Origin of the sequence: Candidatus Frankia alpina, from assembly GCF_902806485.1 — a bacterium.
GTDB lineage: Bacteria > Actinomycetota > Actinomycetes > Frankiales > Frankiaceae > Frankia > Frankia alpina.
Genome location: NZ_CADCWT010000584.1, coordinates 1 through 463 on the forward strand (window position 1 = coordinate 1; position 463 = coordinate 463).

The following is a 463-nucleotide window of genomic DNA, read 5'->3' on the forward strand; positions in this document are numbered from 1 at the left end:
TTTGTTAGATCGTTGATCAGGCGGTTTCCTGGTCCGGATCTTCGTCTGGTGGAGTGGTTCTCGTGACGCCGGAGGAGATGGATCAGGTCCGTCCTGTGGTGGTGGAGTTCGCGGCGCGGATGCTGGCGGACCTGCCGCGCAAGGACCAGCGGGTCAAGGGCGAGACGTACGTGCGCGGGCTGCTGCTCGACGGCAAGCGCAAGAGCATGCAGCCGATGGCCGAGCGTCTCGGGGTGGACCACCAGGGGTTGCAGCAGTTCGTGACGAACTCGACGTGGGACCACGTGGAGGTGCGGCGGCGGCTGGCCGGGTGGGCGACCGAGTTCGTCCGGCCCGAGGCGCTGGTGGTCGACGACACCGGGTTCGTCAAGGACGGTGTCCACTCTCCGGGGGTGGCCCGGATGTACTCGGGCACGCTGGGGAAGATCGGGAACTGTCAGGTCGCGGTGAGCGTGCACGCCGC

At 67.4% G+C, this 463-nt stretch carries 1 protein-coding gene; it reads left to right on the top strand.

Features of this window, described 5'->3' with window-relative positions:
* Positions 1-77: 77 nt before the first annotated feature.
* The coding region (locus G6R25_RS24600) for an IS701 family transposase (protein ID WP_205447466.1) at positions 78-463 on the top strand (386 nt) is incomplete at its 3' end.